Source organism: Pseudomonas sp. (genome assembly GCF_046581935.1).
Taxonomy (GTDB): Bacteria; Pseudomonadota; Gammaproteobacteria; order Pseudomonadales; family Pseudomonadaceae; genus Aquipseudomonas.
Genome location: NZ_JAYGFK010000023.1, coordinates 42050 through 68874, shown reverse-complemented (window position 1 = coordinate 68874; position 26825 = coordinate 42050). Strand labels below are relative to the sequence as shown.

24 protein-coding genes are annotated in these 26825 nt (G+C 54.1%); 22 read left to right on the top strand and 2 right to left on the bottom strand.

Annotated elements, in window-relative coordinates; translation table 11 throughout:
* The 9 genes from rplO to bfr all read left to right on the top strand — a co-directional run bounded on the left by rplO (position 1) and on the right by bfr (position 5532).
* Complete coding sequence (gene rplO, locus VCA57_RS20250) at positions 1–435, top strand: 50S ribosomal protein L15 (protein ID WP_090243121.1); 435 nt, start codon at positions 1–3, stop codon at positions 433–435.
* On the top strand, positions 436–1764 hold the full coding sequence (gene secY / locus VCA57_RS20245) for a preprotein translocase subunit SecY (protein WP_411187013.1): 1329 nt from the start codon (positions 436–438) through the stop codon (positions 1762–1764).
* A 26-nt stretch (positions 1765–1790) separates the two neighbouring features.
* On the top strand, positions 1791–1907 hold the full coding sequence (gene rpmJ / locus VCA57_RS20240) for a 50S ribosomal protein L36 (protein ID WP_002555468.1): 117 nt from the start codon (positions 1791–1793) through the stop codon (positions 1905–1907).
* Between the two features lie 132 nt (positions 1908–2039).
* The gene (gene rpsM, locus VCA57_RS20235; RefSeq protein ID WP_010487012.1) at positions 2040–2396 is read left to right on the top strand and encodes a 30S ribosomal protein S13; all 357 of its coding nucleotides are present in this window, start codon (positions 2040–2042) and stop codon (positions 2394–2396) included.
* A 30-nt stretch (positions 2397–2426) separates the two neighbouring features.
* Entirely contained in the window at positions 2427–2816 is a 390-nt protein-coding gene (gene rpsK, locus VCA57_RS20230) for a 30S ribosomal protein S11 (protein WP_013789773.1), read from the top strand.
* A 17-nt stretch (positions 2817–2833) separates the two neighbouring features.
* Positions 2834–3454, top strand: coding sequence for a 30S ribosomal protein S4 (gene rpsD / locus VCA57_RS20225; protein WP_136665574.1), 621 nt, complete (start codon positions 2834–2836; stop codon positions 3452–3454).
* A gap of 22 nt (positions 3455–3476) precedes the next feature.
* A complete protein-coding gene (locus VCA57_RS20220; RefSeq protein ID WP_411187009.1) occupies positions 3477–4478 on the top strand; it encodes a DNA-directed RNA polymerase subunit alpha in 1002 nt (333 codons plus the stop codon).
* Between the two features lie 42 nt (positions 4479–4520).
* A complete protein-coding gene (gene rplQ / locus VCA57_RS20215; RefSeq protein WP_069519894.1) occupies positions 4521–4907 on the top strand; it encodes a 50S ribosomal protein L17 in 387 nt (128 codons plus the stop codon).
* Positions 4908–5067: 160 nt separating this feature from the next.
* Positions 5068–5532: a bacterioferritin gene (gene bfr, locus VCA57_RS20210; protein ID WP_411187007.1), complete on the top strand. Its 465-nt coding sequence runs from the start codon at positions 5068–5070 to the stop codon at positions 5530–5532.
* 58 nt (positions 5533–5590) lie between these two features.
* Here bfr and uvrA read toward each other — a convergent pair whose 3' ends face one another.
* Positions 5591–8425 (bottom strand): excinuclease ABC subunit UvrA, encoded by a 2835-nt coding sequence (gene uvrA, locus VCA57_RS20205; RefSeq protein ID WP_411187005.1) that lies wholly within the window; start codon positions 8423–8425, stop codon positions 5591–5593.
* 134 nt (positions 8426–8559) lie between these two features.
* Between uvrA and VCA57_RS20200 the strand changes: the two genes are divergently transcribed.
* From VCA57_RS20200 to VCA57_RS20170, 7 genes are all read left to right on the top strand, one after another.
* Entirely contained in the window at positions 8560–9948 is a 1389-nt protein-coding gene (locus tag VCA57_RS20200; protein ID WP_411187003.1) for an MFS transporter, read from the top strand.
* A gap of 17 nt (positions 9949–9965) precedes the next feature.
* Positions 9966–10460: a single-stranded DNA-binding protein gene (locus VCA57_RS20195; RefSeq protein ID WP_411187001.1), complete on the top strand. Its 495-nt coding sequence runs from the start codon at positions 9966–9968 to the stop codon at positions 10458–10460.
* Positions 10461–10672: 212 nt separating this feature from the next.
* Positions 10673–11911 (top strand): tyrosine-type recombinase/integrase, encoded by a 1239-nt coding sequence (locus tag VCA57_RS20190; RefSeq protein WP_411186999.1) that lies wholly within the window; start codon positions 10673–10675, stop codon positions 11909–11911.
* Between the two features lie 97 nt (positions 11912–12008).
* The gene (locus VCA57_RS20185; RefSeq protein ID WP_411186997.1) at positions 12009–13484 is read left to right on the top strand and encodes a tyrosine-type recombinase/integrase; all 1476 of its coding nucleotides are present in this window, start codon (positions 12009–12011) and stop codon (positions 13482–13484) included.
* Entirely contained in the window at positions 13484–15469 is a 1986-nt protein-coding gene (locus VCA57_RS20180) for an integrase (protein WP_411186995.1), read from the top strand. The genes VCA57_RS20185 and VCA57_RS20180 overlap by 1 nt, the downstream gene beginning before the upstream one ends.
* A complete protein-coding gene (locus VCA57_RS20175) occupies positions 15466–15954 on the top strand; it encodes a protein kinase (RefSeq protein WP_411186993.1) in 489 nt (162 codons plus the stop codon). The genes VCA57_RS20180 and VCA57_RS20175 overlap by 4 nt, the downstream gene beginning before the upstream one ends.
* A gap of 16 nt (positions 15955–15970) precedes the next feature.
* A complete protein-coding gene (locus VCA57_RS20170; RefSeq protein ID WP_411186991.1) occupies positions 15971–16162 on the top strand; it encodes a hypothetical protein in 192 nt (63 codons plus the stop codon).
* Between the two features lie 458 nt (positions 16163–16620).
* Here VCA57_RS20170 and VCA57_RS20165 read toward each other — a convergent pair whose 3' ends face one another.
* Complete coding sequence (locus VCA57_RS20165; protein ID WP_411186989.1) at positions 16621–19056, bottom strand: LuxR C-terminal-related transcriptional regulator; 2436 nt, start codon at positions 19054–19056, stop codon at positions 16621–16623.
* 445 nt (positions 19057–19501) lie between these two features.
* On the opposite strand from VCA57_RS20165, the gene VCA57_RS20160 reads away from it, so the two are divergent.
* From VCA57_RS20160 to VCA57_RS20135, 6 genes are read left to right on the top strand one after another with little or no spacing between them, the layout of a single operon-like run.
* Complete coding sequence (locus VCA57_RS20160) at positions 19502–21298, top strand: DUF1302 domain-containing protein (protein ID WP_411186987.1); 1797 nt, start codon at positions 19502–19504, stop codon at positions 21296–21298.
* A 10-nt stretch (positions 21299–21308) separates the two neighbouring features.
* Positions 21309–22652, top strand: coding sequence for a DUF1329 domain-containing protein (locus tag VCA57_RS20155; protein ID WP_411186985.1), 1344 nt, complete (start codon positions 21309–21311; stop codon positions 22650–22652).
* A gap of 46 nt (positions 22653–22698) precedes the next feature.
* Positions 22699–23304 carry a gluconate 2-dehydrogenase subunit 3 family protein gene (locus VCA57_RS20150; RefSeq protein ID WP_411186983.1) on the top strand — a complete coding sequence of 202 codons (606 nt, stop codon included), beginning with the start codon at positions 22699–22701 and terminating at the stop codon, positions 23302–23304.
* 56 nt (positions 23305–23360) lie between these two features.
* Positions 23361–25046 carry a GMC oxidoreductase gene (locus VCA57_RS20145; RefSeq protein ID WP_411186981.1) on the top strand — a complete coding sequence of 562 codons (1686 nt, stop codon included), beginning with the start codon at positions 23361–23363 and terminating at the stop codon, positions 25044–25046.
* A gap of 21 nt (positions 25047–25067) precedes the next feature.
* Positions 25068–25934 (top strand): ThuA domain-containing protein, encoded by an 867-nt coding sequence (locus tag VCA57_RS20140; RefSeq protein ID WP_411186979.1) that lies wholly within the window; start codon positions 25068–25070, stop codon positions 25932–25934.
* A 25-nt stretch (positions 25935–25959) separates the two neighbouring features.
* A complete protein-coding gene (locus tag VCA57_RS20135) occupies positions 25960–26745 on the top strand; it encodes a crotonase/enoyl-CoA hydratase family protein (protein ID WP_411186977.1) in 786 nt (261 codons plus the stop codon).
* Positions 26746–26825 lie beyond the last annotated feature (80 nt).

The following is a 26825-nucleotide window of genomic DNA, read 5'->3' as shown; positions in this document are numbered from 1 at the left end:
ATGTACCTGAACGATCTGAGTCCTGCGCCGGGTTCCCGTCGCGAGAAGCACCGTCCGGGCCGTGGTATCGGTAGTGGTTTGGGTAAGACTGGTGGCCGCGGCCACAAAGGTCAGACCTCCCGCTCCGGTGGCACGATTGCTCCGGGTTTTGAAGGCGGCCAGCAGCCTCTGCACCGCCGTCTGCCTAAGTTCGGTTTCGTATCTTTGAAGGCTATGGATCGCGCGCAAGTGCGTACTTCCGAGCTGAATAAAATCGAAGGCGGCATTGTTACTCTGCAGTCGCTGAAGGATGCCAACCTGATTAACCAAAACGTACAGCGTGTGAAAGTCATGCTGTCCGGTGAAGTTACTCAAGCGGTCACCCTTAAAGGTATCGCCGTCACCAAAGGTGCACGCGCGGCTATCGAAGCAGCTGGCGGTAAGTTCGAGGAATAAATGGCTAAGCAAGGTGCTCTCTCAGCGCTCAGCAATGGCGGGTTATCCGAGCTCTGGGCTCGTTTGCGTTTTCTGTTCATGGCGATCATCGTCTATCGAATAGGTGCACACATCCCGGTTCCTGGTATTAACCCTGATCGGCTGGCGGACCTGTTTCGACAGAATGAGGGGACCATTCTTAGCTTGTTCAACATGTTTTCCGGCGGCGCGCTGGAGCGTATGAGCATTTTTGCACTGGGGATCATGCCGTATATTTCGGCATCGATCATCATGCAGCTTATGAGCGCTGTTAGTCCGCAGCTGGAGCAGTTGAAGAAGGAAGGTGAGGCTGGCCGTCGCAAGATTAGCCAGTACACCCGCTACGGCACCCTCGTTCTGGCATTGGTTCAAGCTTTCGGTATGTCTGTTGGTTTGGCTAGTCAGGGCGTAGCGTTTTCGGTTGATTTCGGCTTCCACTTCGTTGCAGTCACCACGTTTGTGGCGGGTGCGATGTTCATGATGTGGTTGGGCGAGCAAATTACCGAGCGTGGTGTTGGCAACGGTATTTCGATGCTGATTTTTGCAGGCATCGTGGCCGGTCTGCCGTCGGCGATTGGGCATTCTTTCGAGTCTGCTCGTCAGGGCGATATCAATATTTTTGCCTTGATTGCCATCGGTTTGCTGGCAGTAGCGATTATCGGTTTTGTGGTGTTTATTGAGCGTGGTCAGCGCCGTATTGCGGTGCATTACGCCAAGCGTCAGCAGGGCCGTAAGGTTTTTGCTGCGCAAACTAGCCACTTGCCGTTGAAGGTGAACATGGCGGGGGTTATCCCGGCTATTTTTGCCAGCAGCCTTCTGTTATTCCCGGCTTCGCTGGGTGCCTGGTTTGGCCAGTCTGAGGGTATGGGCTGGCTGCAGGATATTTCACAGGCTATCGCTCCTGGTCAGCCGTTGAACATTTTGCTGTTTAGTGCGGGGATTGTTTTCTTCTGCTTCTTCTATACAGCGCTGATGTTCAACCCGAAAGACGTAGCGGAAAACCTGAAGAAGTCCGGTGCCTTTATTCCGGGTATCCGTCCCGGTGAGCAATCGGCGCGCTATATCGATGGCGTGTTGACTCGCTTGACTATGTTCGGTGCTCTGTACATGACGGCCGTATGCTTGTTGCCCCAGTTTCTGGTGGTGGCTGCCAACGTACCGTTCTATCTTGGCGGGACCTCGTTGCTGATCGTGGTAGTGGTTGTGATGGACTTTATGTCGCAAGTACAGTCGCACCTCGTTTCGCACCAGTACGAATCCCTGATGAAGAAAGCCAACCTGAAGGGTTACGGCAGCGGCATGCTGCGCTGAAGCCCATAAGGTTCGAGGAGTTGGTGATGAAAGTTCGTGCATCGGTGAAAAAGCTGTGCCGTAACTGCAAAATTATTCGTCGCGAAGGTGTTGTGCGAGTGATTTGCAGCGCGGAACCGCGTCACAAACAGCGCCAAGGCTGAGTGTGATTGAGCGTTACAAACCCGGTAGCTAGTGCGCTACCGGGTTGATTATTTGTTTCTACAGCGCTAATATCTCGCGCCCTATTTCTTGGCTTCCGGGGCGTAGGTAGCTGTCAATTGGAGTTCCACTGAATGGCCCGTATTGCAGGCGTTAACATTCCGGATAACAAGCACACTGTTATCTCGCTGACCTACATCTTTGGTGTCGGTCGCACCACTGCGCAGAAAATCTGTGCAGCTACCGGTGTAAATCCGGCAGCAAAAATCAAAGATCTCTCTGACGAGCAGATCGAGCAGCTGCGTGGCGAAGTAGCCAAGGTTAATACCGAAGGCGATCTGCGTCGTGAAGTGAACATGAAAATCAAGCGCTTGATGGATCTGGGTTGCTATCGCGGCCTGCGTCATCGTCGTGGTCTGCCGGTTCGCGGTCAGCGTACCAAGACCAACGCGCGTACCCGTAAGGGCCCGCGTAAGCCGATCCGCAAGTAATCGCATTCGCGCATCGACAGGAATCTAGTCATGGCAAAACCTGCTGCTCGTACTCGTAAGAAAGTCAAAAAGACGGTGGTTGATGGCATCGCCCACATCCACGCTTCTTTCAACAACACAATCGTGACCATTACTGACCGTCAGGGCAATGCTCTGTCCTGGGCTACCTCTGGTGGTTCGGGTTTCCGCGGCTCGCGTAAAAGCACCCCGTTCGCCGCCCAGGTGGCTGCAGAACGTGCTGGTCAAGCTGCGCTGGAATACGGCCTGAAGAACCTCGACGTAAACGTCAAGGGTCCCGGTCCGGGTCGTGAATCCGCTGTCCGTGCTTTGAACGGCTGTGGCTATAAGATCGCCAGCATCACCGATGTGACGCCTATCCCGCATAACGGGTGCCGTCCTTCGAAGAAGCGTCGCGTGTAATCAGGAGACAGTGAGAAATGGCTCGTTACATTGGTCCCAAATGCAAACTGTCTCGTCGTGAAGGCACAGATCTTTTCCTGAAAAGCGGTGTACGCGCTCTGGAATCGAAGTGCAACATCGAAGCAGCCCCAGGTATTCACGGTCAGCGCCGTGGTCGTCAGTCCGACTACGGCACCCAGCTGCGTGAGAAGCAAAAAGTTCGTCGTATCTACGGCGTACTTGAGCGTCAATTCAGCGGTTATTACAAAGCAGCTGCCGGCAAGAAAGGCGCTACTGGTGAGAACCTGCTGCAACTGCTCGAGTGTCGTCTGGATAACGTGGTTTATCGCATGGGCTTCGGCTCAACTCGCGCTGAATCCCGTCAGCTGGTATCGCACAAGTCGATCAGCGTAAACGGCAACACTGTAAACGTTCCGTCTTACCAGGTTAAAGCTGGCGACGTCGTTGCAATTCGCGAGAAGGCGAAGAATCAGCTGCGCATTGTTCAAGCTCTCGAGCTGTGTGCCCAGCGTGGCCGCGTTGAATGGGTAGAAGTAGACACTGAGAAGAAGTCTGGCGTGTTCAAAAGCGTCCCAGCTCGCAGTGATCTCTCCGCTGACATCAACGAAAGCCTGATTGTCGAGCTCTACTCCAAGTAAGGGCTAGAAAATAGGTGCATCCATGCAGATTTCGGTAAATGAGTTCCTGACCCCCCGTCACATTGATGTGCAGGTGGTCAGTCCGACCCGCGCCAAGATTACGCTCGAGCCTCTCGAGCGTGGCTTTGGCCATACCCTGGGCAACGCGCTGCGCCGCATCCTGTTGTCCTCCATGCCTGGCTGTGCAGTAGTCGAGGCCGAGATTGACGGTGTACTCCATGAGTACAGCGCCATCGAAGGTGTTCAGGAAGACGTAATTGAAATCCTGCTCAACCTGAAAGGTCTGGCTGTCAAGCTGCACGGTCGTGACGAAGTTACGTTGACTCTGGCGAAGAAGGGCTCGGGCGTAGTTACCGCTGCCGATATTCAGCTGGATCACGATGTTGAAATCGTCAATGGCGACCACGTAATCGCCAACCTGGCTTCCACTGGCGCGCTGAACATGAAGCTAACCATAGCTCGTGGTCGCGGCTATGAGCCAGCTGACGCGCGTCAGAGCGATGAAGACGAAAGCCGCAGCATTGGTCGCTTGCAGCTGGATGCTTCGTTTAGCCCGGTACGTCGTGTGTCGTATGTGGTGGAAAACGCTCGTGTTGAGCAGCGTACTAACCTGGACAAGCTGGTTATTGACCTGGAGACCAACGGTACTCTGGATCCTGAAGAGGCTATCCGTCGTGCTGCAACCATTCTGCAACAGCAGTTGGCTGCATTCGTCGACCTCAAGGGTGACAGTGAGCCTGTGGTTATCGAGCAGGAAGATGAGATCGATCCGATCCTTCTCCGCCCGGTTGATGACCTGGAACTGACTGTACGTTCGGCAAACTGCCTCAAAGCAGAAAACATCTACTACATCGGCGATCTGATTCAGCGCACCGAAGTAGAGTTGTTGAAAACGCCGAACCTGGGCAAGAAATCCCTGACTGAAATCAAGGATGTTCTGGCTTCTCGCGGTCTGTCCCTCGGTATGCGCCTCGACAACTGGCCGCCGGCAAGTCTGAAGAAAGACGATAAGGCGACTGCCTGATCGTCATCATCACCGAACGTGAGTTTGGTAAGGAATTGAACCATGCGTCATCGTAAAAGTGGCCGTCACCTTAGCCGCACCAGCGCACACCGCAAGGCCATGTTCCAAAACATGGCGGTATCGCTGTTCGAGCACGAGCTGATCAAAACTACTCTGCCGAAAGCCAAAGAGCTGCGTCGCGTTGCCGAGCCGCTGATTACTCTGGCTAAAGAAGATAGCGTTGCAAACCGTCGTCTGGCGTTCGACCGTACTCGTTCGAAGGCCATCGTTGGTAAGTTGTTCAACGACCTGGGCAAGCGCTATGCCACCCGTCAGGGCGGTTACCTGCGTATCCTCAAGTGCGGTTTCCGCACTGGCGACAATGCTCCAATGGCTTATGTTGAGCTGGTTGACCGTCCGGTCGCTGGTGCAGCTGTAGACGCTGAGTAAGTCGTAGGTTGTATAAAAAACCGGGCCTTGGCCCGGTTTTTTTATAGGTGTAATAACTACTTATTTTGCTTTAGTGGTCGTGCTGTATACGTGCCACTTGACCCCCTTGCTATGTGCGGCCAGCATTAGTCGATGCTGCCGCTTACTAAGGACGTACCCCATGAAAGGCCATGTAGAAGTCATCGATTATTTGAAGCTGCTGCTTAAAGGCGAATTGGCCGCTCGCGATCAATATTTTGTGCATTCTCGCCTGTATGAGGATTGGGGCTTCAGCAAGCTCTACGAGCGTATCAATCATGAAATGGAAGAGGAGACACAGCACGCTGACGCTATCCTCAAGCGCATCCTGTTTCTTGAAGGTCTGCCGGACATGGTGCCTGATCACTTTAGCTTTGCTCAGACAGTGCCTGAGATGCTCAAGCTCGATCTGGCGTTGGAGTATCACGTGCGGGAAGCCTTGAGTAAGGGCATTGCGCTGTGTGAGCAACATCAGGATTATCAAACTCGTGACATCCTCTTGGTGCAGCTCAAAGACACCGAGGAAGATCATGCGTACTGGCTGGAGATTCAGCTGGGGCTGATCGACAAGCTCGGCCTGCAAAACTACCTACAAACGCAGATGTAGGCGTTTAACAGGCAATAAAAAGCCCCGAAATCCGGGGCTTTTTATTGCCTGCGCGTTGTTAGTCTCGATCACGTTCCAGTAGCGGTTTGAGGAAGTAGCCCGTATGCGACTGGGTCATCTCTGCGACTTCCTCGGGTGTGCCTACCGCAATAATTTGGCCACCCTTGGAGCCGCCTTCCGGGCCGAGATCAACCAGCCAGTCGGCGGTTTTGATCACGTCCAGGTTGTGTTCGATCACGACCACGGTGTTGCCATGGTCGCGCAGGCGGTGCAGTACATCGAGGAGTTGCTGTATGTCTGCGAAGTGTAGGCCGGTGGTCGGCTCATCGAGGATGTACAGGGTCTTGCCGGTGTCGCGCTTGCTCAGCTCGCGTGACAGTTTGACCCGCTGGGCCTCGCCACCGGACAGGGTGGTCGCCGACTGGCCTAGCTTGATATAGGACAGGCCAACATCCATCAGCGTTTGCAGTTTGCGTGCGAGAGCCGGTACGGCATCGAAGAATACCCGTGCTTCTTCGATGGTCATGTCGAGTACTTCAGTGATGCTCTTGCCCTTGTACTTCACTTCCAGAGTTTCGCGGTTGTAGCGTTTGCTTTTGCATACGTCACAAGGCACGTAGATGTCAGGCAGGAAGTGCATTTCCACCTTGATCAGGCCGTCGCCCTGGCAGGCCTCGCAGCGTCCGCCTTTGACGTTGAAGCTGAATCGGCCGGGACCGTAGCCGCGTGAGCGCGATTCTGGTACGCCGGCGAACAACTCACGGATCGGCGTGAACAGGCCGGTGTAGGTTGCGGGGTTTGAGCGAGGCGTACGGCCGATTGGGCTTTGGTCGATATCGACCACCTTATCCAGGTGCTGCAGGCCGTCAATGCTGTCGTGAGCTGCAGCTTCCAGCGTGGTGGCGCCATTCAGGGCAGTAGCGCTGAGCGGGAACAGGGTGTTGTTGATCAGCGTCGACTTGCCCGAGCCGGACACGCCCGTTACGCAGGTGAGCAGGCCAATCGGGATTTCCAGGTCGACATTGCGCAGGTTGTTGCCGCGCGCTCCCTTGATTTTCAGTGAGAGTTTTTTGTCTCGTGGTGTGCGCTTGGCCGGCACTGCGATCTTAACGCGGCCGGATAAGTACTTGCCGGTCAACGAGTCGGGGTGTGCCATGACTTCAGCTGCAGTGCCTTGGGCGACAATTTGCCCACCGTGTACGCCGGCTCCTGGGCCGATATCGACCACGTAGTCGGCCATGCGGATGGCGTCCTCGTCGTGCTCGACCACGATCACCGTGTTGCCGATGTCGCGCAGGTGGCGCAGGGTGCTGAGTAGGCGCTCGTTGTCGCGCTGATGTAGGCCAATGGAGGGTTCGTCAAGTATGTACATGACGCCGACCAGGCCCGCGCCAATTTGGCTGGCCAGGCGAATACGTTGTGCTTCGCCGCCAGACAGGGTGTCGGCGCTGCGGTCCAGAGTCAGGTAGTCGAGGCCGACGTTGACCAGAAACTGCAGGCGTTCGCGAATCTCCTTGAGGATCTTCTCGGCGATTTCGCCACGTCGCCCAGGTAAGGCCAGGCTGCCGAAGTACTCGGTGGCGTCGCCAATCGGCATCCCGCTGACTGCTGGCAAGGTTTTCTCGCCGACCCATACATGGCGCGCTTCGCGGCGCAGGCGGGTGCCGCGGCAATCCTGGCAAGCCTGAGTGCTGAGGAACTTGGCCAGCTCCTCGCGCACGCTGGTGGATTCGGTTTCCCGGTAGCGCCTCTCCAGATTCGGCACGATGCCTTCAAAGGGGTGCGAACGTTTGACGATGTCGCCACGGTCGTTGAGGTACTTGAAGTCGACATTCTGTGTGCCGCTACCGAACAGAATGCATTTCTGGTGTTCGGCGCTTAGCTCGTCAAATGGCACCTCCAAGCTGAAGCCATAATGTGCGGCTAGCGAGCCTAGCATCTGGAAGTAATAGACGTTGCGCCGGTCCCAGCCGCGGATCGCGCCTTCGGCCAGGGTCATTTCCCCATTGACCAGACGTTTTATATCGAAGAACTGCTTCACGCCCAGGCCGTCGCAGGTCGGGCAGGCACCGGCTGGGTTGTTGAAGGAGAACAGTTTGGGTTCCAGCTCGCTGATCGAGTGGCCGCACACCGGGCAGGCGAAGCGCGCGGAGAAGATGATTTCTTCGCCTTCCTCACCTTCCATTGGGGCTATCAAGGCCAGGCCATCGGCCAGTTTTAGCGCAGTTTCGAAGGATTCGGCCAGGCGTTGTTGCAAGTCGCCGCGTGCCTTGAAGCGGTCGACCACGGCATCGATGCTGTGCTTCTTCTGCTTGTCGAGCTTCGGCAGTTCGTCCAGTTCGTAAATCTTGCCGTTGACCCGTACACGGACGAAGCCTTGCGCGCGAAGCTCATCGAATACCGCAAGGTGTTCGCCTTTGCGTTCCCGAATAATCGGCGCGAGTAGCATCAGTTTGCTGCCCTCGGGCAGCGCCATAACCTGGTCGACCATCTGGCTGACGGTTTGTGCTTCCAGTGGCAGGTCGTGGTCCGGGCAGCGCGGAATACCGGCGCGGGCATAGAGCAAGCGCAAGTAGTCGTAGATTTCGGTAATGGTGCCCACGGTGGAGCGCGGGTTGTGCGAGGTGGATTTCTGTTCGATGGAAATGGCCGGCGAGAGGCCTTCGATGGTGTCGACGTCGGGCTTTTCCATCATCGACAGAAATTGCCTGGCGTAGGCCGACAATGATTCGACATAACGACGCTGGCCTTCGGCGTAAAGGGTGTCGAAGGCCAGTGAGGACTTGCCAGAGCCGGATAGACCGGTGATCACGATCAGTTTGTCGCGCGGCAGGGTTAGGTCGATGTTTTTCAGGTTGTGGGTGCGTGCACCCCGAATCAGAATCTTGTCCACGAACAGCGGCCTCGCATGGCGGGCGGAAAACCACCGAGTATACGGCTCGGGAGGTGGGCGCGGCAAAGCGTCACTGCTGTGCCGTATGCATTGGTGCTGCTAGAATCGCCGCCTATTTCAACAGGGTGTTTTCCATGCATGATTCGCACAGCGAGCGCATGAGTGGCAGTGAGACCCGCGCGGCCAGTGGCTTGGCGTTGGTGTTCGCCTTCCGCATGCTCGGCATGTTTATGGTGTTGCCGGTACTGGCGACCTATGGCATGGACCTGCAGGGTAGTACGCCGGCCTTGATTGGCCTCGCTATTGGGGCCTACGGGCTGACCCAGGCTTTTTTGCAGATTCCCTTCGGCATGCTCAGCGATCGCATTGGTCGGCGGCCGGTGATCTATGCCGGCCTGTTGATTTTTGCTGCTGGTAGCTTGCTGGCAGCTAATGCGGATTCTATCTGGGGGGTTATTGCCGGGCGTGTGCTGCAAGGCGGTGGGGCTATTTCCGCTGCGGTGATGGCGCTGTTGTCCGACCTGACCCGCGAGCAGCATCGCACCAAGGCGATGGCAATGATCGGTATGAGCATCGGTCTCTCCTTTGCTGTCGCGATGGTTATCGGCCCGCTGCTGACCCGTGCATTTGGCTTGTCCGGGCTATTTCTGGCCACCGCAGCCATGGCGTTGCTCGGTATTGTGATTGTCGCAGGGCTTGTTCCACGCTCCGCTGGGCCGTTGCAACACCGCGAGTCTGGAGTGGCGAAGAAAGCGCTGTGGCCAACGCTGAAAAATACCGATCTGCTACGTCTGGACTTCGGCATTTTGGCGCTTCACGCGATTTTGATGGCCAGCTTTATTGCCTTGCCATTGGCGTTGGTGGAGCAGGGCGGGCTGCCCAAAGAACAGCACTGGTGGGTCTATCTGACCGCGCTACTGGTGGGGTTCTTCGGCATGGTGCCGTTTATCATCTACGCCGAGAAAAAGCGGCGGATGAAGCGCGTATTGCTAGGTGCGGTGACCGTGCTGATGCTTTGCGAATTGTTCTTCTGGTGGTTTGGCAGCAGTTTGCGTGCGCTGGTATTGGGCACGGTGGTATTTTTTACCGCCTTTAACCTGCTGGAGGCCTCGCTGCCATCGTTGGTCAGTAAAGTGGCCCCGGCCGGCGGCAAGGGCACAGCGATGGGCGTTTATTCGACCAGTCAGTTTCTCGGCTCAGCCATCGGCGGCATCCTTGGTGGTTGGCTGTATCAGCACTACAGCTTGTCGGGTGTGTTTGCGGGCTGTGCAATGCTGGCTCTTTTCTGGCTAGGCTTTGCTGTTACTATGCGCGAACCGCCATATGTCACCAGCCTGCGTCTGCCGCTTTCCGCTGCAGCTTTGCAAGAGGCTGGGTTGGCCGAGCGATTACAGGCTGTGCCCGGAGTGGCGGATGCCATGGTGGTGCGCGACGAAGCCGCCATCTATATCAAAGTGGATACCCAACAATTGGACCGCACGTCCCTCGAGCGCCTCATAGAGCCGGTGCCCGGGGCGTGCTGAAAGCCTAGGAGAACGTTATGGCCCGTGGGGTTAACAAAGTCATTCTGGTCGGTACCTGCGGACAGGACCCAGAAACCCGCTATTTGCCGAGCGGTAACGCTGTCACCAACCTGAGCTTGGCGACCAGTGAGCAATGGACCGACAAGCAGACCGGTCAGAAGGTTGAGAAAACCGAGTGGCACCGTGTGTCGCTGTTCGGCAAGGTTGCCGAGATTGCTGGCGAGTACCTGCGCAAGGGTTCGCAGGTGTACATCGAAGGCAAGCTGCAGACCCGCGAGTGGGAAAAAGACGGTGTTAAGCGTTACACCACCGAAATCATTGTCGACATGCAGGGCACGATGCAGCTGCTCGGCGGCCGCCCGGACAATGGCGGTGGCGACTCTGCGCCACGTCAACAGCGTCCAGCGCCGCAACGTGAGCCGCAGCAACAGTCGGCTCCGCGCCCGGCACCGCAGCAAGCGGCTCAGCCAGCAGCTGATTTCGACAGTTTTGATGACGATATTCCGTTCTAACCTACATAAGAGCGGAACGTAAATGTGATTGATTGGGTATGTGGTTATAAGTACCTAATTCATTGACTTGCGTGACCAAAACAAAGCCCTCTGCGCTGTAAAGCTAAGAGGGCTTTTTTTGCCCGGTGTAAAGCTATCAACAAATTGACTACACAAGAAAGAAGCGTAAAGATAAAAGTCTATATAACTAAACGTAAATGAATGGTGTGCTCATGGATGTGAAAACGGTACGACATCCTTCCGGGCAGCACCTGCCGATCCTCCTTGACGATGACGGCCTGCCGGTTCCGCTTGCAAATGAGTGGGTCTTGCAAAGGCGAGGCCTAAGCCCTAATACGCTCACGAGAAATCTAAGGGAGTTGGCGATTCTATTCGCTTGGCTGGATTCCCTTTGCATTGATTTTGGTGCCTGCATGGCTGGTGAGCGCATGTTTACCGAGGCTGAATTAGCGGGAAGCCTTTGCGAACGCCTGCGCATAGCGGTGAAGGTCCCCGGCGTCCAAGCGGGGGTGGTCTCTATAAGTCAGGGTAAGAAAGTCGCAGTGTCTCCTCTGACATATAAGTTGCGCTTGATCACTGTGCGGCAATTCATGGGGTGGTGTTTTCGACTAAAAATTGGGTCGTTGGCGTCCGGGGATCCCGCGCTCCTCAGAATTCAGGCACACAAAGAGCACGTCGATAAAGTTCTCAGTGATCAAGAAATCAATAATCCCCCCCAGAATAGATCTATTACTAAAGGGCTGCGCGATCATCAAGTAACGGCTCTTATTTGGTGCGTAGATTTTAGAAATCCAGAAGCATATGGATTAAACGAACATGTAAGGTTTAGGAACTTCATTATTGTGATGATTATGCTGACATTTGGTCTTAGGCCAGCGGAAGTCCTAACTCTTAGGGTAGAAGATGTCGAGTTCGGGGGCGTCACTGCTCTGCGTGTTTTAAGGCGTGTTGCTGACCCGAATGATATGCGAAGCCCTCAGCCTAGGATCAAGCGAAACGGCCGAGACCTGATAATGCAAGCGCCTACCCTCATACGTCTTATTGAAGAATACATTGAGGTTCATCGCGAAAACGTTATGGAGCGTTTTGGGAAGGATCATAACTATTTGATCGTTTCAGATGAGGGCGACCCATTGCATGGAAACAGCGTATCTAATTATTTTCAGATCATCCGTGAGAAGTTCAAGAAAGTGTTGCCTTCAAATCTAACTCCTAAAGCCCTTCGGCATACGTACTCCAGTCGAACTGAGCGTGAAATGGCTGAGCGTGGCGTTCCTGAAGATGAGCGTAAACAGGTTTTGGCGTACCTAAGGGGGGATAGTAGTGTGCGTTCTCAAGAGGTGTATATCAGTGGAGAAATTATTCGCCAGGCCACTGCTGTTCAATCTAAATATCATGATACATTGATGGAAAGTTTCTTGGGGTATTCCAGTTATGAGTCAAGCGTCTAGGCAGTCGCCTCATGAGATTGAGCTGTGGGAGGCCATACCTAAATCTGTTATAAGCAGAGAGGGGCATGTAGTTGATACGAGTGGTTTGCAGTGGCACATGCCAACAACCAGTGGCAAATATGCAACTCTTAAGTTCGGGCGCATACATAATTTGAGATTTCGGTATGCGCTGATGCGTTACTGTATATATGTGATTAGAACCACTTCGGCGAGCTATGCTTACAGCATTTGGGTAGATTGTCATAGGTTTCTTCTGTTGCCTTATCCTGAGTTCAATCGGGAAGAGGTTTCCGATTTTGAGGTGGAGCTGGTTAGCTATTACGAGAGGATGATATCGACAACCAGGCAGGACCATAAGCTCTATCAAGTCTCGCGTGTTAAGTCGTGGTATCTCTGGGGGTGTCAGTACCTAAGTGAGGTAGGCTTCAATGCCGAATATGGCAGCGTGTTGGAAGCTCTCAAAATACCCGGAGGGCCCAAGGGTGAGGCGGTTAAAAACGAAGACGTAGATGCCGGCCCACTGCATCGTATCTATGAGTTGCAGCCACTCTACAATTCTCTTCACGCTACGACTTGTGCCAGTATCACAGAGTTCGAGCAGCGGGCCGCACTGGCATTGTTCATTGCTCACGGTAGAAATCCGGCGAACCTGTCGTGGCTGCGAGAGAGCGATCTGATCAACGTAGCTCCGGGGCTGGATGAGCCGTGCTGGGTAATAAGATATCCAAGAATCAAAAAACGACTGCTGAACCCTCGGGATGACTTCGTGGAAGTACAACTCCCTGTTGAGTTTGCACCTTACATCCAAGACTTAATCGCCGCCAATCGTGATATTGAACCGTTCGATTGGATGGGGATTGATCCTGAGGGTTTTGACAGGCCACTATTTTTCAATCATAACGTCAATACTGCAGCTGCCGCATCAGGCCAGTGCGATGCATATTTCAATTACGAGTCTGGTTACTTTGCAACGCTGCTTCAAAGTTTCGTACTAAGGCATAGTATAGTCTCTCCTTTGACTGGGATGTTGGTACATCTTAGCCCTAGGCGCCTTCGTTACACGTTGGCAACAAACTTAGTTAAAGATGGGGCAACGCAACGGCAGCTTGCCCAAATCCTTGATCATACCGATCTCCAACATGTGCAGGTTTATTTTGATCTTGCAGGCAATATCGTTGAGTCGCTCGATAAGGCGTTAATTGGACCTTACGCGCAAATGCTCCGTTTCTTCAAAGGTGATTTCATCATGCCTGGTCAGAAAGTCGTAAATGAAGATGAGGTAGGTAAGCATATTCCGTTCGTATATATTGAGGATGCTCCAGATATCGACTTGGGTGTGTGTGGTAAACACTCACTCTGCGCCTTACATCCGCCTTATTCCTGTTACAAATGCCCTAAATTTCAGGCTTACCTTGACGCCGATCATGAAGCCGTTTTGCTGCATCTGATAAATGAACGCGAGGAAAAATTCAGGTCGGCGGATAAGCGAATAGCAGGTCAGCTCGACGAAATCATCTTCGCTGTAGCTCAAGTTGTTGAGAAGTGCAAAGAAGTTAAAGCGGGTGCTGCATAATGGCGAAAGTAGCCGCTTTTTTAAGCAAACTTGAAGTAGATCGTGCGGTAAACTTGAGCACGCTGATAGATAGAGCAAAAATGTTAGGGATGCTGGGCTTTGAAAAAGTAGTTTGGGAAGATCCAAGCTGGATGTTCACAGCTGGCCCGCTGACTATCATGTCAGCCAAGCGGTCAGGGACGCCTAGTATTTACTTTAAACACGCCCCCAATATTGGAGCGCAAGATCTTAAAGGCGATTGGGCAACAGTTGCGAAGACGCTTTTTTGTCTTCGCGCTCACAGGGCGAACCAGAAGCTTCCAAATCATCAAACTTTCGTAACAGCAATAAGTTACATCAGTCACTGTGTAGGGAGAGAACGTGCGCTTTCCAAGCTTATGCCCGAGGATTTAGACGCCGCTTGCAGGTTAATATCAACGCATTACAAAGAGTCAACTGCTTACAACCTACATAAAGCTATAAATGAGTTCGCAGCACATTGCGATGCGAATCAGCTTTGCAATGTTAGGTTCGAGTTCAAATACTCAGGGATGAAGCGTCCCGCCAACGCTGGTGGCGTAAAACACAAGCGGTTAGATGCACCTGAGAACCTTGAGCGGACCACCGGGGACCGAGTCATCGATCTAGAGGTTTTCAAGCTTATTGGCTTGCTGTACCAAAATGTACCGAGTAGTCATAAGTACCGAATGTACATCCTGATGCTCGTGTTGTTGGCGTGTATTGGGAGGCGTTTCAGCGAAATTGCGACGTTGCCGGTTCAGGAGGTCGGGGCTGACTCTGAAGGTAGGAGATACCTACGTTATTTTCTAATGAAAACAAGCAAAGGCGATAACGCTCATCCCATTGACAAGGCATGGCTTCCTACGGATGCTGTTTCGATTATTGAGGACGTAATCACTGAGCTAACGGATATTACGCAGGCGGCTAGGTCCACAGCCCAGGAGATGCGCATTGTTGGTGGTCCTGATTTACGTTGGATCGAGCCTTATGCTGTAGACCACAGGTTCTACATTGCGGACTTAGAAGCCTTGGGCTTTAGCTTCAACGTTTTACGCCCAGCAGGCTGGCTTACAACGAATGGCCTCACGTTTCCAGATCCAGACAAGCTGACAGTTCAAGGCATACGTCCTGCTAAACCATCCCGTTTCACCACTAAGCAGGGCTTAATTTCGTACTGCCAGAGCATGTTTGATCCACGACTGAATGATCCTGTCCGGATCGCAACAAGCGGTCAGGTCTATCACCAAGAAGATTTGTTCTTTGTGCGATACGCGGGTATGTCCTCCGGGGGAGTTTCTGTGTGTGTGGTCACACCAGTAACCCACTCAATGTTCACGACATTCATGCGAGACCAACTTGAGTCGCTTACTTCCGAGTACGGCGGAGGCAACGTCAAACCAGACTTCTCAAGTCACGATTTTAGACACACTATTAATACTCTCCTGAATGACGGTGGTATGAGCGACTACGTCCAAACTAAATGGTTTGGTCGGAAGTATGCAAATGACACGAAGGCTTATCAGCACACGTCACGTGAAAAAAGAGCATTGATTTATCAAGAAAAAATTCGGGAGGGCAAGATTGGCGGAGTGGTCGCCGATAACTACATCCAGCTCCCCGTTGAGTACAAAGAGGCTTATCTCAAGGCTAAGATTACCGGGATCCATGAACTTGGGACCGGTATGTGTACGCGCAACCTCTCTCAGTCCCCTTGCCCAAACCACCTCGAATGCCATGCTAAATGTTCGGATTTCTCTTGGGAGAAAGACAACGATGGTAAGAAAGCAGGTGTAGTGCGTGCTTTCGAGATCGAAGTGGTTCAGTACGAGAATGCGATTACGAAGTCCCAATCCAATAGACAGGGCGAGAGCCACCAATGGATGGCCCATTCACAGAAGAAAATCGAGACCCTCACCGCCATGCTCGGTGATTTTGAGATGGACGCTGAAGCCATCAAAGCGAAAGCACTTGGAGCGCAGCCATGAGCAAATTTGCCAAGAGGATGGGCGCGGGGGATGTCAAAGCTATCGTGAAAGAGCTGGATCGCTGGGCTTTAGGTGAGTTCGGCTCTGGCCTGCGATGGAAGACCCTGGAAGACCAGTTTGGGTTTACGCGCCAAGCATTGAATGCTCGTCTCGAAATCAAGGTTGCGTTTGATGCTGCCAAAGCATCCCTTGCTGGCGGTTTGGCTTCCAAACAAAAAAACGCAGTGCGGGATGCTGGTGATCTGGTGCTCAAGGTCGAGCAGCTTGAGAGGGAGCTCCAGGCATATAAAGATCGAGAAGCGAAATGGCTGCTGAGATGGCAGCAAATTGCCTACAACATAAGGGCAAGATTCGGCGCTCAGATGAGCAGTATCGACACTCCAGGAGGGGGGCGGGAAGGGCTTCCTAATTTGCGGGCTACCGAGAGCATCCTCAAGCAGCTCGATAATCCTATTCCGTCTGTGGGGACGTTGGACGCTGATTGACGGTCAGGAATCTGCCGTGGAGCAGGTCAAAGCTGGACGCCTCCCCGGCAGGACCGCGATCTTGAAAACTAACCTGCAGGAGCTCAAGGAAATCGAGGTTCAGCTCAACGAAACAACGGATAAACAGATCTCCCTGACCGATCCCGAGGTCCGCTCAATGAAGACGCGAGGCACCGGCATGGTTGGCTACAATGCGGTATCGGGATGATCCACCGTCGTGACGAGCAGGCACGCGATAACGTGCATCATGCGATGAGCTATCTGGTGAAGCGGTTTCAGCGATTGAGTCTGCGACCGAAGGGCGCGAAGTGCCTGCGCAGAGGACAGCCTGTACGGAAGTAGTCAGCACGGATACTGTCCTGGCAGCAGCATCCTCGGTGAGCGTTTGCGCTGAGGATGTATGCTGGGGCCGTTACCTACAATCTAGTGCTCAGAAGCCCTGTACCGTTCTCTCGCTTTGCAGGTGCAGACTGACCCCAAAAATATTTTCTGCCTGGCTGATGGCACGGTAAAAAGTGTGCATGGCCACTTTTCTGAGGCCCCAAACTGGGAGTCGAGAAAATTTTCAAAGGTGGTCGTGGCACGCGGAAAGTGGCCATTTAATGGGTGTCCCTTCAATCAAGCGGGACAGACCACTCAGCCAGTTTACTGAAGGCTGCGTAGGCATTAGAGAATGCCTAGGGATCTAGCCTTGGCCACTGCCTGAGCCCTGCGCCTGACACCGAGCTTGCCGCAGATTCGCTGAATGTGGCTTTTCACGGTGAACATCGAAATGAAAAGCCGTTGTCCGATCTCGGCGTTCGATAAGCAGGACTCAACCAAGCGCAAGACTTCAGTTTCTCTCTCTGATAGCAGGTCATGCCGACTCTTGCGCTCAACCAATGAGCACAGGTCTGGATAGTTTCTCTCCAAGTACTCCATCGGCAGATGGTGCTGCATTGGTGCAGCAGCTTCGAGCCCCTGCAGGAGGTACTGCCTGGCACTCTCTCTGTCACCTGCCCGATAGGAAATGAGAGCAAGCTTGAAGATCAAATCAGTCGCGCTGACATGATAGCCATGGAAGGTGGCTTTGTTGATGGCCGCTTGAAGACTGCTGCTCGCCTCCGCATAACCTGAGGCTCCAACCTCCGCTACCAGTCCGTCGCATTCCAGCAAAAGCTCCATCGTAGATAGCGGCTGACTCGCCTCTCCCGACGTATGTCTTTGTTGAATACGCTCAAGCAGCAGAAGTGCGCGTGCAGGCTCACTTCGGCGGATCAGCACTTTGGCTTGCGCTAGCTCTAGGCATGCCATGTAGCTCGACGGCTCCATCTTTCTACTGGCTACCAACTTGGATGCTTTGTCCACCAGGCCATTGGCTTTACCGACTTCATCGTCCAGCAGTGCGAGATCAGCCAGCGCCAATAGCGCTTGGTAAGCCGCTGGCTCCAAGGTGCTGTGCATGATGCGAAAGCCGGCCCAGAGGTGCTCTTCAGCGAGCGAAACCTTCCCTAGGCGCATTTGGATTTGACCAAGCTTCAGATGCAGTCGACCAACCCAGCCGCGCTCAGAAAAGATTGTGTTTGAAATGAGTAGAAGGTTGCGCTCAAGCAACGACTCCGCCTCAACCAGCCTGCCCCTCACCATCATGATGTCAGCCTGGTAATTATCCAGAGCGACCGATGGCAGCTCACTGTCGAACAGCTTCAAGAGCTGCCGGGCAGAGACCATAAGATCATCAGCGGTCTCAAGCTCGCCAGCGAACAGTGCGTGGTTGATCAGGGTAGTTCGGCAAAGCAATTGGATCGCCCAGTCTTTGACAGGCACAACTGCGATAGCTTCCTTGCAGTGGCGCTGAGCACCCGCGCGATCACCTGAGGCATGAGCCAGAAGCCCTAGCAATGCCTGGGCTCGTCCCAACGTTCTTTGGTGCTGCTCAGCGCTTGCAGCAGGCAGAAATCTGTTAAGGCTTTCCAGGCAGGCAGTTGCTTTCTCAACCTGAAACGTAACGCCGAACGCGAATGCATTGAGCAGAACCAGCTCGCTGCTGCTGTGGGTAAGGCTACTGGGAAGGTCGTTGAACCACTCAAAGACCTGTGTGGATTGAAATCCATGCAGGAGGCGCCTATCAGCCAGTTGCTCAAGTAAGGTCGTCGCCCGACGATGCTCTCCAGCGGCAAGCGCGTGATCGATTGCGAAGCGATATTGCTCGTGATGAGCCAGCCAGTCACACGCCAGGAGATGAATGCGCTGGGTGCTTTCAGTGCTTAGCTCACGAGCCAGAATGGTAGCAACGGTTGGCATAAGCCGAAACCATCCGGGGTGTTCGGCGACGGGATAGAGAAGCGCACCCTGACTCTCAAGATCTCGAAACCACGCGTAGCTATTGGGCGGATTGAGTAGGTGTGAGCAGAGTGCTTCATCGAATGCAGAGGCCGCTGCCAATACTGCCAGTTGCTGTCGAAGCTCGCCGTGTAGAGTACCAAGTACCTCAATCTCAACGTAGTCTCGAAGAAGTGATTCGAGATGGTAGTTGCTACTCAGATGGCTTCGTTGACTTTGTTGAGCGGCAAGCCAAATGGAGGCGGCAGCAAACCAGCCCTGAGTATCCCGGTAGACACTTTCGAAAGCGTTCAGATCTGCTCCTTCGCCCAACAACGCCGGCAGCTCAGCCTGGGTGAGCGCAAGATCCACACCATTGAGCTCAAGTAACTCATCCGCAATAAGCAGCTTTGCAATGCTGATGGCGATACGTCGACGGCTCGTAATCCACCACTGAATCGTCGGGGTGTGCAGATTTAGGAGTCGCCCCAGCAGCGCGTCCAACTCCGGTGTGGGGTGGTGAGGATAGTCATCAAGCATCAGCCATATAGGCTCTGAAACTGACAGTAATGCCTTCGCTGCCTGCGTTTCACTAATACCCTCAGGCGCAGCTAGCCCCATCGCTTGCATGAGTAGTTGAAGAAACTCCTGATTACCCAGTGTGGCTCCATGAAGCGGAATCCAGACGAACTTCTCTCCAGACCGAGACCGGGCGCAGTCAGCCATCAGCGTGGTTTTCCCGCTGCCAGCCGCAGCGCGTAGCAAGCGTAGTCGGACGTCTCGTGAAAGCACCTTGCTCATGAGAGACGTGCGCACGATGTGGCTTCGTGGTTTTCGCGGAAGCTGGGCAGTGAAATCGCTCAAGGGAGAGGCAGCATGAATCATAAATTCGTCTTGTTCGTGGAGAAGAGACCGCTCATTTCCTCAGCCCTAATATGAGGCCTGGCAACTCCATATGCCATTCACCCAAAAGCACTAACGTTATTACAAAAAAGCACTACGGCCTCATGTATAGCGCTTTAGAAATTGGAAAATCTTTTTAAAACAGTCAGTTATTTTTGCTGCAAGAATTTGGTGCTTTGAGATGAATGCAATCAGGCATGCCCGAGACGTAGTGTTCAACCGACCAGTGAGTCCGACCTGCACCGAGGGCTCATGCTGTTTGAACGTGTGCGTCTGCAACGACCAGTTTTGCTTTCGTAAGCAAGTGGGTTGCGCTCAACAATAACAACAAGTGAGACATCGGATGCAAAAACTACCCACGCTACGCCGTGCTGTTCGTGCGGCTATCTATGGCTATTCCCGGCCACGCTTGGCTCTTGGTGCCCTGGCTCTGAGCTTGGCTCCATGCGGATCAGCGTTCGCCTTTCAGTTTGAAAATGAAACACTGTCTGGCTCGCTCGACACGACCGTCTCCTACGGTGCCACCTATCGAATGCAGGCACCATCCAAAAAGCTGATTGCCAGCTCCAATGGTGGCAGTGTCGATAATGGGCCAATCGTTTCCGACGATGGCGACCTGAACTTTCGCAAAGGCGATCTGGTGTCGGAAGTGGCCAAGGTCGTGTCTGACCTGAACCTTCGTTTTCAGGATGATTACGGCGTATTCATGCGTGGCCGCGCATTTTATGACTTAGAGCTGAAGGATGATTCTCGTCGTCAGCGTGAACTCAGTAATGATGGTCAAGATCTTGCCGGCTCAGGTGCTGAGTTACTCGATGCGTTCGTGTATGGCGGCTGGGATATCGGAGATCGCCGGTTCACGGCTCGCCTAGGCCGCCAAGTAATCAACTGGGGGGAGTCGATGTTCGCCCAAGGCGGTATTTCGGCGACCAACCCCTATGACGTGAGTGCTCTTCGTGCTCCGGGATCGGAAATCAAGGAAGCCTTCCTGCCAACCCTGATGGGGTCGTTCTCCTTCGAGCTGACCGAAAATGTGGCGCTTGAGGGCTACTGGCAACCGGGCTCTTCTTGGGAGGCCGCGAAACTCGATGCCTGCGGGACCTTCTTTTCGACCTCCGACGTAATCGGAGACGATGACTGCGACTATCTGCCTGTCGCGGCCATTCAGGAGTCGATCACCGGCCTGCTGGGGGGCGCGACTGCATTCGATAGTCCCGACGAAGTGCGCGCCTATCTCAATAGTGTACCGGCGGGCATGCGTCCGCTCGCTGAATCCCTGCTCATGACGACGTTTGTTCCGCGCGCGAACGACGTTGAGCCTGATGACGATGCTCAATATGGGTTGAGCCTGCGTTGGACGGCTCCGGAGTTGAACCAGACAGACTTCGGGCTTTATTACCTTCGTTACAGCACGCAGACACCGGTAGTCAGTGCCACGGCAGGTGCAATCGTGGCGGTGCCAGGTGTGGGTGCTATTCCGTTTGCCAATCGAGCCACCTACTTTGCGGAGTATCTGGGTAAGCGTGATCTCTATGGCTTCAGCTTTAACACCACTATTAATGGTGGGCTGCTTGATGGTTTGGCCGTTGCTGGGGAATTGAGTTATCGCCCTGACTCAATTGTCAGCAAGTACACCTCTCGTGCCGTGATTTCTCCGGCTGTGGTGGGTGGGTTGCCTGAGGGGACTTACATCCCTGGCTATGTCGAAAGGGATCGGGCGCAAGCCACTCTTTCCGCCATCTACCTGCTCCCCAGCGGCGTGCTGGGTGCGGACGTGGGAAGCATCGTTGCCGAGGCGAGTGCCAACCGCATCTACGGAAGCCTGCCTGGACAGACATTCGATAACCCCGATCTTCCAGGCGGTATGACCAACAGTTCCTGGGGGGCCACCACCTCTGGTTCGCTGACCTACAACGACATCCTGGGACAGTTCACCGTTTCTCCAGGTGTAAGCGTGTACAGCGCCATCAACGGGCGCAACGGTGCCAACAACAAAGGCGAGCGTGCCTACACCGCGAAGGTGGATGCCACTTACAAAGAGGTGATCGGTGCCGGTATCAGCTACACCGCGTTCAATGGCGGTGGGCGCTACAACCGCGACCGTGACTTCCTGAGTTTCAACGTCAAGTACAGTTTCTGAGGGTGTAGTAATGACTGCTTTCTATAAAATTCATCTAGTTGCTGCACTGGCGTTAATCTCGTGTGGTCACGTATTGGCGGCTTCTGATTTATCCCGTTTGGGCCAAGACCTAACTCCGGTCGGTGCAGAAAAGGCCGGAAATGCCGATGGTTCGATTCCTGCTTGGGATGGTGGTCTGCCAATGACCAAGGATGCCTTCGACCCGGCAACGGGCTACAAGGACCCCTACGCAGCAGACAAGCCCCTGCTGACTATCACCGCAGCCAATGCGGAGAGCTACAAGGACAAGATTAGCGAGGGCCAGTTGGCCATGCTGCACCGGCATCCCGATACCTGGAAGATGAACGTCTATCCAACTCACCGGTCCGCATCTTTTCCACAGTCTGTGTATGACGCCGCCAAGGTAAACGCTGAACACACCAAGCTGACCGAAGATGGCAACGGCGTAACGGAAGTGAAGGTTGCCACTCCGTTCCCGCTGCCAAAATCTGGTTTGGAGGTCCTCTGGAATCACCTGCTGCGCTACCGTGGCAACGCGGTCCAGCGAACCAATGCCGGGGCCAATATCCAGGGAGGAGGTAGCTACACAATCGGCAAAAACCGGGACCTCTACCTGTTCAACCGCGACTTCCGCAATGACGGCTCCCAAGAAGGCAACATGCTCTTCTACTACCTTCAGGAGACCCTGGCACCACCGCGTGATGCGGGTGGGGTGCGCCTGATTCAGGACACCGTCAACCAGACGATCGCTCCACGCCAGTCTTGGGCATACACACCGGGGCAGCGTCGAGTTCGGCGATCCCCCACGGTCGGTTATGACACCCCGACCGCCGGCGGTCTCATGACGGTGGACGATGTGGACATGTTTAACGGTGCACCGGATCGCTTCACTTGGGAGATCGTGGGCAAGAAAGAGATGTACGTTCCGTACAACAGCTATCGGTTCGCCTCGCGTACCAATACCTACAAGGACATCATCCAGAAGACCCACATCAACCCGGATCTCACCCGTTACGAACTGCACCGTGTTTGGCATGTACGGGCCAAGTTGAAGCCGGGTGTGCGGCACATCTATTCCCAGCGTGACTTCTACTTCGACGAGGACTCCTACCAGATTCTGGTCGCCGAAAGTCGTGATAGCCGAGGTGCCCTGTGGCGTCTCGCAGAAACCTACATCATCAACTACTACGACCATCAGATCGTCTGGACCTCAGGTGAAGCGCAGTACGACCTCATCTCTGGCCGCTACACGATCAATGCTCTTGCGCAGGAAGAAACGCCAGTCAACTTCGACGTGAAGCCTGATCTGAAAGAGTTTACCCCCGCACGCTTGAGGCAGGCCGGAGTGCGTTAACGCACTCCTTTGTCACTCAATTTCTGACAGTACTGGGGATCTAATAATGCTACGTCGGCAGTTTCTGGCAAATACATGCGTGCTACTTGGTGGTCTTACCGCCAGTGGGTTGGTCAATGCGTTGGCGGGGGGCGATAAGCAACTGCTTTCCTTTCCACTCAACTCTCATCAGGCCCGGCTTTGCTCGGTCCTATCGGACCTGATCATCCCTCGCACAGATACTCCTGGCGCGGTGGATGCGAAGGTCCCTGACTTTGTCGAGAGCGTGGTCTCTGACTGGTATGCCCCTCGTGAGCGAAGCATTTTTCTCGAAGGGCTAGCAGCACTCGATGAGTACTGCTTGAAAGCGTTTGGCCGCGACTTCATCAAAAGCGAGCAGGCGCAGCAAGTGGCTTGCTTGCAGAGCTTCGAGGCCATCGCAATGGAGTACGCGAAGGCTCATCCGCAGCCCATCACGCCAGCCTCTGTGATGGGTAAGGGCGCTATCGATCAAGAAGCGCCTTTCTTCGCCAAGCTCAAAGAGTTGGTGGTGGTTGGTTACTACACCTCTGAGGCGGCTTCCAACACCGAAATGCAGTACCTGCCTGTACCGGGCAGATACAGCGGTGAGGCCGATCTAAAAGACAGCGGCGGTCGCCAGTACATCTGGTGATCGACCGGCTGCACCAATAAGCCACTCGCCTGATGGCAATTTTTTAATGGTGTTTTATGCAGACTGATTTTGATGCAATCGTCATCGGCTCGGGTATCACTGGCGGCTGGGCTGCCAAGGAACTCTGCGAAAAAGGTCTCAAGGTTCTTGTGCTGGAGCGCGGCAAAGAGATCAAGCACGATGTCGACTACAAAGGCATGTTTCAGCCGCCGTGGAAGATTCCATTCGGTGGTAAACCTTTGCGTGAGCTGTATGACACTGAGTATCCAGTTCAGAGCAAAATCTATGCATTCGACGAAACCACGCGCCACTTCTTCAACAACGACAAAGCGAATCCTTACGCTTTCAACCCAGAGAAGCCCTTCGTGTGGATTCGCCCTGGTGTGCTTGGTGGTAAATCCCTTGTTTGGGGGCGTCACGTTTATCGGTTCAGCGACCTAGATTTCGAAGCCAACAAAAAAGATGGCCATGGCTGCGACTGGCCGATCCGCTACGACGATCTGAAGGACTGGTACAGCTATGTAGAGAAATTCATTGGCGTCAGCGGACAAAAAGAAGGCCTGGCGCAGCTCCCTGATGGTGAGTTCCAGCCGCCCATGGAGATGAACCATGTGGAGAAGGTTTTCGCGCAGAAGGTCAAGGAGACTTACGGCGGTTCCCGTTGCGTAACGATGGGCCGGATGGCTATCCAGACCGAGGCGAAGAACAACCGCGGGGCCTGCACTTACTGTTTTAAATGCGAGCGTGGTTGCACCTTCAAGGCGTATTTCAACAGCATCGTCTCGACGCTTCCGGCTGCCCAAGCTACCGGGAATATGACGCTGCGTTGCGACAGTGTTGTAGAAAGCATCGAGTACGATCACGCGACCAAGCGAGCGTCGTCGGTTCGCGTGATCGATGCGAACACCCGAGAAAAACTGAAGTTCTCTGCGAAGATGATTTTTCTCTGCGGCTCTACCATCGGCAGCACGCAGATCCTGCTGAATTCCAAAAGCGAAACCTTCCCCGAAGGTTTGGGCAATACCAGTGGTGTGCTGGGGCGCTACCTTATGGATCACACCTACGGTAATGGTGCATTGGGAGTGATGCCTGGCTATCTGGAGAAATACCCATACGGATATCGGCCCAACCAGATCTACATTCCCCGGTTTAAAAACCTTACCAACGGCGAAGAGCCGTATCTGCGTGGCTATGGCTACCAGGCTGCTGCACAGCGTCTGGGCTGGAACTCAAAGTTCGGCGTGATTCCTGGCTTCGGGGCAAAGTTCAAAGAGGCAATGAAAGGCCCCGGCCCTTGGCTCATGTACGTGGCCGGCTTCGGCGAGGTTCTGCCGAACTATGAGAACAAGATGTTTCTGCACCCCACGTTGACTGACTCGTATGGCATCCCGTTGGCCTGCTTCGATTACGTCTACAGAGACAATGAAAAGGCCATGGTCAAGGACATCGTATCCGAAGCCCATCAGATGCTTGCCGATGCCGGGGCTGTGATGATCCAGGACTTCTCCGGTACACCTCCAGGAGCCAGTGTTCATGAAATGGGTACTGCTCGTATGGGCCGCAACCCAAAAGACTCTTTCTTGAACAAGTGGAATCAGAGCCATGAGGTTCCCAATCTCTTCGTTACCGATGGCTCCTGTATGACCTCTGCGGCCTGCGTAAACCCATCGCTCACGCTGATGGCGCTGACGGCAAGGGCAGTGGATCACGCCGTGACTGAGTTCAAGGCCGGTCGGATCTGACTTCACAACTGGGTATTTTTAATGAAAATCGTCCGTCGTACGCTGCTTGTATTGCTCGCAGTTGTGATGCTGCTTGGCATCTTTATCTACTTCTTCCTACGGTCCCAAGGGTTATTCCGTGACCCTGTCTATGATCAGGACCCGCCGCAAAACGTGAGTGTCGAATCGCCCGCTATTCTGGTCTTCGACAAGACCAATGGCTTCATTCACAAGGATGCGATTCCTGCGGCCAACGATTTGCTTGCTCGGCTTGCGCAGGCGAATGGCTGGCACATTTATCAAACAGAAAACGCCGCTATTCATAATGCCGCTGACCTAAGCAAGTTCGACGTTATCGTCTGGAATAACGTGTCCGGCGACGTCTTGACCGAGGCACAGCGCCAAGCTTTCGAGAGTTACCTCAGGAGCGGTGGCGGTTATGTAGGCCTGCATGCCTCTGGAGGCGATCCTGAATACGCCTGGTCTTGGTACGTGAGCGATGTGATCAAGGCGCAGTTCAAGGGGCACCCGATGTTTCCGCAGAAGCAATCCGCAACGCTGACCGTCGATGCACCAGCAGATCCGATTGTGGCCCACCTGCCACACACCTGGGTCATGGCGGATGAGTGGTACTCGTTCGATAAGAGTCCGCGCCCTGGAGTCGAGGTTCTACTGAGCATCGACGAGGCCAGCTATTCACCCAAGATGGTCGGAGTGGACATCAGCATGGGTAAGGATCATCCCATGATGTGGAAGCATTGCCTGGGCAAAGGTCGCGCGTTCTATTCCGCGCTAGGGCACTACGCTGAAATCTACAGTGATGCCAATTATTCAAGAGTGGTGGAGCAGGCGATTGTGTGGGCAAGCGGAAAGTCCGGCGCGCCTTGCAAGTCATCGACTGCAAATTAACGGTTAGGCTGCGGGTGGGTTTCTGATGGTCGATAAGATCAAAGTTGAGCGGCGCGGCAATGTTCTCTGCATCGGGTTCAATCGTCCTGAAAAGATGAACGCGATGGACATTGATCTCTATGTTGAATTGGCTGTGGCTTATGGGGTTCTGGATGCAGACCCCACTTTGCGCTGCGGCTTGCTCTATGGCGAAGGGAAACATTTCACCGCAGGGTTGGAGCTGGAGCAGTGGGCTGTTCAGTTCGCCAAAGGTAGCTTTCCAGCGCTACCGGAAGGCGCTTGCGATCCCTTTGGCCTTGATCCGTCTCGTCGTGTTCGCAAGCCGGTCGTCGTGGCCACGCAGGGCGTCTGCTACACCCTGGCGCTGGAGTTGATGCTGGCTGCTGATGTCCGAGTGGCAGCAGACAACTGCCGCTTTGGGCAAATTGAGGTTCAGCGCGGCCTTTATGCCGTGGGTGGGGCGACAGTTCGTTTTGTGCAGAACATCGGGTGGGGCAACACGATGCGTTACCTGCTTACGGGTGATGAGTTTGATGCGAACGAGGCTTATCGGATGGGATTGGTTCAGGCTATTTGCCCCGTTGGTCAGCAGTTCGAGGAAGCGCTAAAGATTGCTGAGCGCATCTCAAGTCAGGCTCCGCTTGGAGTCTCGGCCACACTTAATAGCAGCCGTCTTTCTATTAGTCAGGGCGAACAAGTTGCTATGGATCGGCTCATTCCCGACCTCCTGCCATTGATCAAGAGCAACGACTTCAAAGAGGGCGTTCAGTCCTTCCTTGAGCGAAGGGATGCAAGCTTCACGGGGCAGTAATACCCATCAGGCGGTGGAAGGCAAAATGTCTGTGAGAGGCACTCATTACGTTATTTGCTCTCATCTACGGTCATTTTCAA